The following is a 9003-nucleotide window of genomic DNA, read 5'->3' as shown; positions in this document are numbered from 1 at the left end:
CTGAAGCTGCAAAAGTTTTAATTCACCACTTTATGTTATTCTCTGATGAGAGAATCACGCTTGAAGCTGATGAAATTGCTCAAACTGAGTCTTATGATGAGGAATCATTGCACATGAGACAATTGCTCAAAACAAAACTGGTTGATATGGATTTATCCGTTCGTGCCTTGAATTGTTTGAAAGCGGCAGAAGTTGATACTTTAGGAGATTTGGTATCTTTCAACAAAAACGACTTAATGAAGTTCCGTAACTTCGGTAAAAAATCGCTAACTGAGTTAGATGAATTAGTTGCCAACAAGAATTTAACTTTCGGAATGGATTTAGGTAAATACAAATTAGATAAAGAATAAAGTACTTCATATTTTGCTCTCCAAAGAGGATAGTAGCAAGATGAAGGTTAAAAAAACAAGTCATGAGACACGGAAAAAAATTCAATCACTTAAGCAGACAAAAAGGGCATAGAGCTTTGATGTTGGCAAATATGGCTTGTTCTCTTATCGAGCACAAACGCATCAACACCACTGTCGCTAAAGCAAAAGCGCTTAAACAATATGTTGAGCCACTGATAACAAAATCAAAAGAAGATACTACTCACAATCGTCGTGTATGTTTCTCTTACTTACGTAGCAAATATGCGGTAACTGACTTATTCAGAGACGTAGCTGCAAAAGTTGGTGATCGTCCGGGTGGTTATACCCGTATCATCAAAATGGGTAACCGTCTTGGAGATAACGCTGATATGGCAATGATTGAATTAGTTGATTTCAACGAACTATACAACGGTGGTAAAAAAGAAGAGAAAAAAGGTAGAACACGTCGTCCTAAGAAAGCGGCTACTACTGAAACAGCTCCAGTTGCTAAAGAAGTAACACCAGCACCAGTTGTTGAAGAAGCTGCTCCGATAGTAGAAGAGGTTGTTGAAACTCCAGTTGCTGAAGTTGAAGCTCCTGCTGCAGAAGAAGTTGTTGAAACTCCAGTTGCCGAAGTTGAGACTCCAGAAGTTGTTGAAGAAGCTCCAGCAGTTGCTGAGGTTGAAGAAACTCCAGCTGACGAAACTCCGGAAGCACCAGCTACTGATGAAGAATCAAAAGAAGAAGAGGCATAATGATTGCCAACTCATAAATATAAAAAAGGATAAGCAGTTTTGTTTATCCTTTTTTTTTTTTAATCTGAACTCGTTTCAGATTCTGCTTGCCCGCACTGAGCTTGTCGAAGTGCCGAAGTATTGTCAGACTGAGCTTGTCGAAGTCAGGAGCGAATCGTTCGGGCTTAATCAGCAATCCATTTTCCCGCTTTTCGCGTTACATGGTAACTGCTACAATCGGGGCTGGAAAGGAAACTTTAGGAATGTTTATAAACTCTTATAATTCTTTTTTTAAATTGAACATAAATAAATAAATTTGCACAACACAACACACATGCAACACACAACAAAAACAGCCGCAATTTTATTACTAGCCGACGGAACCATCTTTCACGGTAAATCAATCGGTATTTCCGGGAAAACCTTTGGAGAAGTTTGCTTCAACACCGGAATGACAGGGTATCAGGAAATCTTTACTGATCCTTCTTACTTCGGGCAAATCATGGTAGCCACTAATCCACACATTGGAAACTACGGAGTAAATGCAGAAGAAGTCGAATCAGAAAAAATCATGATTTCTGGTTTGGTTTGTAAAAACTTTAGCTTCAATCATTCGCGCCCCGATTCGGAAAGCAATCTGTACGACTATTTCGAAAAGCAAAACCTAATTTGTATTTCTGATGTAGATACAAGAGCGTTGGTAAGCTACATTCGTGATCATGGCGCACAAAATGCCGTAATCTGCACCGATGGAACTGCCGTTTCAGAATTGAAAGAACAACTAAAGAATGTTCCCGATATGAAAGGTTTGGAATTAGCTTCCAAAGTTTCCACAACAGAACCTTACTTTTTCGGAAATGAAAACGCAACTTATAAAATCTCTGCATTAGATTTGGGAATCAAAAGAAACATCCTGAGAAACCTTGCCAAAAGAGATTGCTACATCAAAGTGTTTCCATACAACGCCACATTTGAAGAAATGAAATCATTCAATCCTGATGGTTATTTCCTTTCAAACGGACCAGGCGATCCTGAACCATTATCCGGCGCAATTGAAATTGCAAAAGGAATTTTTGCAGCAGACAAACCCTTATTCGGAATTTGCCTTGGACACCAGGTTATCGGATTGGCAAACGGAGTTTCGACTTATAAGATGTTTAACGGTCACAGAGGAATAAATCATCCTGTAATGAACGTGTTGACGGGAAAAGGTGAAATCACTTCACAAAACCACGGATTTGCAGTCAATAGAGAAGAACTTGAAAAGCATCCCGATTTAGAAATCACACATTTCCATATCAACGATAATACGGTTGCCGGAATGCGTATGAAATCAAAAAGTGTCTTCTCAGTGCAATACCATCCGGAAGCAAGCCCTGGACCACACGATTCATCGTATCTTTTTGACGATTTTATCACTAATATTAAAAAAGCAAAAAGTCTAATCGAAGTATAACGATTAGACTTTTTTATCCAAATATATATTAAGTTTTAACTTTTATCGTTAACAGCATAGTTATCATATATGTTGTCAATTTTCCCATTGCGTTTTAAGAAGGCACTGTTAGTAGTCAGCCAAGTATCATATAATTTGCTTTTGGTAGTTTGGACATCTTTAAAAACAGAATAGAAAATATTTTTTTTCATGTTATAGACTTTAACAACTTCGTTGTAAGCGGCTACAGCTTCATTTGTTTCAGAGGATTGGTTTTTTAAAGACTGAAGTTTATTGTACTCATCAACATAGCCATTGAATAAATCACTAAGTTTATCTCTTTGTGCAGCTATAAATCTGGAATACGCAATATTAGCCTCATTAAGAGAATTATCTTGATATTCTCCTTTATATTCTTCTGTTTTTGCTAAGGTTTCCTGATACATAACCTGTATCATGTTTAAACAATCAGAAAGCCCTTTTTTATCTTTTGCAGCTATTGCTAAGTTGAGTTTTTCATCCATTACATTCATTTTGTAAAATAACATGTTTTGAGACGCATTGTATTCTAAGATGTTTTTTCCTTTTCCGGATTTTAAAGGTAATTTGTAGGTTAAGGCAAAGATTCTTTTGTCTGCCTCATAATTTCTAAGTTCTTGATAGTATTCAGCCTGATCAATTTCTTTTCGATTAAAATTTTCTCCGATTTCCGCCAAACTTAAAGTGCTTTGATATTCATAATCGCTCAAAATTAGACTTCCGTTTTTTAGACACTCAATCGTTTTTTCATTCATTCTTATAAAACTGTCTCTAAGCAGCGTATTGCCTTCGAATCCTTTATTATTATTTTTCAAAATAGTATTGACATTTTCTAATTTGGTTATAATTCTTTCAGCAGTGTATTGAGTTCTTGTGTATAATTGTGATTCAACTATGCTAACAGAATAATCCATCAATGATTTTTTAACGTACAATTCGTTTTTAGCAAAATCATCCATGTAAGCGTTTATAGTTCTATATCCTTGAGAATAAGAAGTTGCTGGAAGAAGTCCAACAAATAAAATAAAATAAGCCACTATTTTTAGTGTGCTATTTTGACCAATTTTAGAAGTAGAGTTTTTCATGACAGTAGGTGTTATTTTTTTATGTAAAATTATACCGATGGTGAAAGAGATGTGTTATATGATAATTTTTTAAACTTATATAATTCTCACCAACCCATGCATTTCAACGATTCTTAGGCACTCGACTATGCATTTCAACGATTCTTGGAAACTAAATCGATTGCGTTTATAAGTTCTTCAAATAAATAAACATCTGTTTTTTAAATTCCCTAAATTTGTAAACCAATTAAAAATCTTTAAACTAAATTAAAAATGAGCATAATCATCAAAGTTCACGCAAGGCAAATTCTTGACTCAAGAGGAAATCCAACAATAGAAGTAGATGTAATTACCGAAAATGGCGTTTTAGGAAGAGCAGCAGTTCCTTCAGGGGCTTCTACTGGTGAGCATGAAGCTGTTGAATTACGCGATGGTGGAAAAGCATATATGGGAAAAGGGGTTTCAAAAGCTGTTGCTAATGTAAATACTAAAATTGCTCCTGAATTAATGGGCGTTTCTGTTTTTGAGCAAAATCATATTGATCAATTGATGATTGAACTGGATGCAACTCCAAATAAATCTGAGCTTGGCGCGAATGCTATTTTAGGAGTTTCTTTGGCTGTTGCCAAAGCTGCAGCAAATGAATTAGGTTTACCTTTATATAGATATGTAGGCGGAGTTTCTGCAAACACATTACCTGTTCCAATGATGAACATCATCAACGGTGGTTCTCATTCTGATGCGCCGATTGCATTTCAGGAATTTATGATTATGCCGGTAAAAGCAAAATCGTTTACACATGCGATGCAAATGGGAACAGAAATTTTCCATAACCTTAAAAAAGTATTGCACGATAGAAATCTATCGACAGCAGTAGGAGATGAAGGTGGTTTTGCACCAAACCTTGCCGGTGGAACTGAAGATGCTTTGGATACGATTAAAACAGCGGTTGAGAATGCCGGTTATAAATTTGGCGACGAAATAATGATTGCATTAGATTGTGCTGCTTCTGAGTTTTATGTAGATGGAAAATACGATTATACGAAGTTCGAAGGAGCAACAGGAAAAATAAGAACATCAAAAGAACAGGCAGAATATTTAGCATCGCTTGCTGCTAATTACCCAATCATTTCTATCGAAGACGGAATGTATGAAGACGACTGGGATGGCTGGAAATATTTAACCGAATTAATCGGTGATAAAACACAACTAGTAGGTGACGATTTATTTGTAACCAATGTGGAGCGTCTTTCAACCGGAATTGAAAAAGGAATAGCCAATTCAATTTTAGTAAAAGTAAACCAAATCGGAACGTTAACAGAAACAATCGCCGCGGTAAACATGGCGCACAATGCAGGATATACTTCAGTAATGTCACACCGCTCAGGAGAAACGGAAGATAACACGATTGCTGACTTAGCGGTTGCTTTAAATTGTGGGCAAATCAAAACAGGTTCGGCTTCCCGTTCAGACCGTATGGCAAAGTACAACCAGTTGTTGAGAATAGAAGAGGAGTTAGGCGATACCGCTTACTTTCCTGGAGTGAAAGCTTTTAAACAGACATAGTTTGCTTGATTATATTTTTATTAACGCTTGAAAATTTTTATAAGTTTTTCAAGCGTTTTTTTTTGTAATATTTTTAAGGGTAAAAAATGTTTATTTGTAAAAAAGTGATAAGCTTATTATTTTTTTATAAATTTGATTTAACACTTTATTACTTATAGTTTTTTTAATAATTTTTATTATGTCAGAAAATGAGATAGAAAGTAGAATCTAAAAATATGAAACTTAATAAGACTAAAATACTAACTTAAAATTTATTAAATATGGATTATGTTGAACGATTAGGAAAGATTGAAGATTTAAGGAATTATGTATTTCCTTCTCCTTCTTATCATGTGCACATATATGTTGAATGTCATTCTATAACTTTTGATGATGGAGGTGGTTTTTTTTATTATTATGACTCACCAGATTTTGCGTCTAGATTTCCGGATAATGATGGAACTATTATTAAGCACAATACACACGGAACAGATGACGATGATATGACTGGTAGATGGATAAGGGTTATTGATGGATATATTAACATAAATTATTTTGGTTGTAAATCAGTTGGAACTGATATTAGTGTTAAAATTCAAAGTGCAATTGATCATGCATATTCAAGTCATTTGCTTTCAGGCGATTTTCCACTACAGGGTAACACAGTTTATTTTCCAGATGGAACCTATTTTGTAAAAAAAACACTTATATTAAAATCAGGTGTTTCCCTTGTTGGAGGTAGTCTTGAAAATACATTTTTAATTCGTTCTAATGAAACATCTTCTGCTGATGGTTTTATGCTTGAAATGGACAAAGGAAGAATAGAAGGCTGTAATATAACTGATATTACTTTTAATGGTAATAAGGTTGTAAATGCAGAAAACTTCCCAGTTGTTATAGATGGGACAAATGGGTGTTTTAAGTTTATTGCTCAAAAAGGTGATTATGATGATGGAGGTCTATGGAGTTGTACTTTTAAAAATTTAAGGATTCGTAATTTTAACGGTAATGGAATTGAACTCATAGCAAGTGGAGATGAAGACTATAATTTGCCAAATCAGTTGTTAGTATTTGAAAACGTCACTGTTGTAAGACAGAAAGAAGATGCTTATGCGCTTTTGATGAAAGGAGAGCATGGACAAATAACATTCATTAATTGTGGTTTTGGAGGTATAAAATATGACTTTGAAAGAGTGGAGGGAATTGATACTTGGGATATGATAAAAAAAACTAATGTATCCCTGCAAGGAATAACCAAAAAGATTGGACTAGGCCCAAATGTTGTCTCATTTATTAATTCAACTTTCCAGGATAGTGAATGTGGGATTGTTATTGAATATTCAGAAAGTATCACTATGGACACCTGTTGGTTTGAAAACCTTGACTTAGCCATTACTGTTTTAAATGACGGAAATGATAAAAGCAAAGGAATAAATATTTTAAATAATAGATTCGCCAATGCTGCAGGTTTTGGCAGTTTACCTATTAGAAATCAACACATAGAGAACCCGCCTTTTGATTACGTGGGTAGGGCTATAACTTCGAGGAATTCACAAATTAATGTTTACAATAATTATGTTACCGTGTCTAATATGGATTCAGCCGAGCCATACTCCCCACTCAAAAAAAGATTTATTTTAGGTTTAAAACCTAATGATGGTATAAGAACTTCTGGAAACTCTTTCTATGATAGTAGGCTTGGTTATAGTTATGGTATAATGCAATTTATAGGAATTCAGGCTGATAATGAACCGCAGCCATCTCCTTGGGGTCATTGCCTTGATTTAAAAGACAATAAAATTATTTTTGTTGATGGTGGAGATTACACGAATAATGAAGTTTCAAGATTAATTAGTTCTGTTAGTGCAGGTGAAACAATATCAATAAGAGCATTTTCAGAAAAAGTAATTTTTAATAATGAGAAAAACATATTCTTTTCTAATCAACCTAAATTAAGATTGGACAAAGGAGATATAGCAACTTTTATAAAAATAGATAATTATTTCATAAATGGAGGTATTGTTTATCTTGAGAACTATCAATTAATATTTGTATTTAAAAGTACCTCACCCTCTTAAGATACATTTAAACAGAAATAAGCCTTAAATTCATATTATATAAGACGCCCAACAAGTTTTGAATTTGTTGGGTGTTTTTTATCATTAAATCATTAAGTGTTATATCATTTTCAAATTAAATTCTTACATTTGAAAAGCTAATACTTTCATTATGAAGAGACTATGCTTTTTATTGTTGTTTGGTCAATTAATGTTTGCTCAGCAATACGTAGTAGACACTCCAACTTGGTTGGTACGATGCGATGATAATGATGATGAGATTTATGCTTTTGATCTGACTGTGAAAAACTCAGAAATATTAAGGGCTTCAAACCCTGCAAATTACTGTGTCACGTATTTTGAAACTAATGCAGATGCTGTCGCAAATACAAATCCAATTATAAATCCAACATCATACACAAATACCTCTAATCCGCAGACGCTGCATGTCAGAGTAAGCAATACGGTTAGCCCAAGTTATTATGGTATAACAACCCTAACTATAAGAGTGTGGTATAGTTTAGTGATAAATCAACCTCCAAATCTGATTATTTACCAAAGTCCTTTTACCGGAACAGCTGCATTCGATATTGATAGACAGAGAGCTTTTATGGATGGAACTCAGTCAGGAGTTTTCGCTCCTATCTATGCAGCGCAAAGTGACGCTGAAGCCGACGTAAACCGAATAAATCTTGGTTGTTTTGTAAGTACATCTAATCCGCAAACGCTTTGGGGAAGGGAATATGCAAATTTCGAAGGTGGTTGTTACAGTGTTATGAGTTTCACACTTACGGTTTCTCCTAATCCAAATCCAAATCCGGTTATTGCCTTTCCCGATGCTAATTTCAAAGCTAAACTGTTATTGGCAGATACTTCAAATGCCACTGCTAAAAATGCCTGCAATCAAAATATCAAAATAGACAGCAATAGCGATGGAGAAATCCAAACAGACGAAGCAGCCAGAATAAGACTGCTTAATGTTGATAATGCGGGTATAAGTTCTTTGGAAGGATTTGCCAATTTTACTAATACGAATGTGCTTTTTTGTTCAAATAATAACATTCAAAATATAGACTTTGATGCAATGTATAACTTGTATGAATTATATTGTTCTTATAATTTATTGTCTTTACTTGAATTGTCTCAAACAAAAGTTCATTCTTTATATTGTAACAATAATAGCATAACTTATATCAATTTAAAAAATGGTATAGATCAAAATGTTCCGCCTGAATTCCCTGGAAATTACTGGGTAAATAATCCTCTTGCTTTTGTTTGTGCCGATTCTTTTGAAGTTAGTCAAATAGAATTCGTACTTATGCTTAATAATTATCCTGATACGGTTATTTCAACGGATTGCACCCTGTCTGTAAATGAAAATCAGTTAGTTAATGTGGTTAAATTGTATCCCAATCTAGCAAAAGATATTATAAGTATTAAAACTGACAGCCTTATAAAATCAATTCAGATGATTGATGTTCAAGGCAGGATTTTGGCAACAAAATTAATTCAGGAAAATGAGACTGCTTTCGATGTTTCATCATATTCTAATGGTATTTATTTCCTAAAAATTACTGCCGAAAATGGAATTAAAATCGAACGGTTTATTAAAAATTGATCTTTTTAGATTTTTATTTAAAATCCTCTTTTGAAGTTTTTATTTTGAATTGAGAATAGTACTTTTGCACATGCAACACAACGTACTTATTTTAGATTTCGGTTCGCAATACACACAACTTATTGCGAGAAGAGTTCGGGAATTAAATATATTCTGCGAAA

The 9003-nt window shown here is 34.2% G+C and carries 6 protein-coding genes and 1 pseudogene; 6 read left to right on the top strand and 1 reads right to left on the bottom strand.

The window, feature by feature from the left end; translation table 11 throughout:
• From ABIQ27_RS09550 to carA, 3 genes and pseudogenes are all read left to right on the top strand, one after another.
• Window positions 1–350: DNA-directed RNA polymerase subunit alpha C-terminal domain-containing protein (locus tag ABIQ27_RS09550; RefSeq protein WP_348033654.1), on the top strand; the 350-nt coding region annotated here is incomplete at its 5' end.
• A gap of 62 nt (window positions 351–412) precedes the next feature.
• Window positions 413–820 (top strand): annotated as a pseudogene (gene rplQ, locus ABIQ27_RS09545) (50S ribosomal protein L17); the annotation flags it as partial.
• Window positions 821–1418: 598 nt separating this feature from the next.
• Window positions 1419–2540 (top strand): glutamine-hydrolyzing carbamoyl-phosphate synthase small subunit, encoded by a 1122-nt coding sequence (carA, locus tag ABIQ27_RS09540; protein ID WP_348033653.1) that lies wholly within the window; start codon window positions 1419–1421, stop codon window positions 2538–2540.
• Window positions 2541–2575: 35 nt separating this feature from the next.
• On the opposite strand, the gene ABIQ27_RS09535 is transcribed toward carA, so the two are convergent.
• Window positions 2576–3643, bottom strand: a complete 1068-nt coding sequence (locus ABIQ27_RS09535) for a hypothetical protein (RefSeq protein ID WP_348033652.1) — start codon at window positions 3641–3643, stop codon at window positions 2576–2578.
• Window positions 3644–3895: 252 nt separating this feature from the next.
• On the opposite strand from ABIQ27_RS09535, the gene eno reads away from it, so the two are divergent.
• The 3 genes from eno (at window position 3896) to ABIQ27_RS09520 (ending at window position 8842) form a co-directional block, all read left to right on the top strand.
• A complete protein-coding gene (gene eno, locus ABIQ27_RS09530) occupies window positions 3896–5188 on the top strand; it encodes a phosphopyruvate hydratase (protein WP_348033651.1) in 1293 nt (430 codons plus the stop codon).
• Between the two features lie 260 nt (window positions 5189–5448).
• Window positions 5449–7245 (top strand): glycosyl hydrolase family 28-related protein, encoded by a 1797-nt coding sequence (locus ABIQ27_RS09525; protein ID WP_348033650.1) that lies wholly within the window; start codon window positions 5449–5451, stop codon window positions 7243–7245.
• 151 nt (window positions 7246–7396) lie between these two features.
• Complete coding sequence (locus ABIQ27_RS09520) at window positions 7397–8842, top strand: T9SS type A sorting domain-containing protein (protein ID WP_348033649.1); 1446 nt, start codon at window positions 7397–7399, stop codon at window positions 8840–8842.
• Window positions 8843–9003 lie beyond the last annotated feature (161 nt).

This window comes from Flavobacterium sp. (assembly GCF_039916025.1).
GTDB lineage: Bacteria > Bacteroidota > Bacteroidia > Flavobacteriales > Flavobacteriaceae > Flavobacterium.
This window is presented reverse-complemented; position numbering and strand designations above follow the sequence as displayed.

Coding starts and splice junctions, on each gene's coding strand:
- carA (WP_348033653.1), top strand. CDS start 1,419: ATGCAACACACAACAAAAACAGCCGCAATTTTATTACTAGCCGACGGA.
- ABIQ27_RS09535 (WP_348033652.1), bottom strand. CDS start 3,643: ATGAAAAACTCTACTTCTAAAATTGGTCAAAATAGCACACTAAAAATA.
- eno (WP_348033651.1), top strand. CDS start 3,896: ATGAGCATAATCATCAAAGTTCACGCAAGGCAAATTCTTGACTCAAGA.
- ABIQ27_RS09525 (WP_348033650.1), top strand. CDS start 5,449: ATGGATTATGTTGAACGATTAGGAAAGATTGAAGATTTAAGGAATTAT.
- ABIQ27_RS09520 (WP_348033649.1), top strand. CDS start 7,397: ATGAAGAGACTATGCTTTTTATTGTTGTTTGGTCAATTAATGTTTGCT.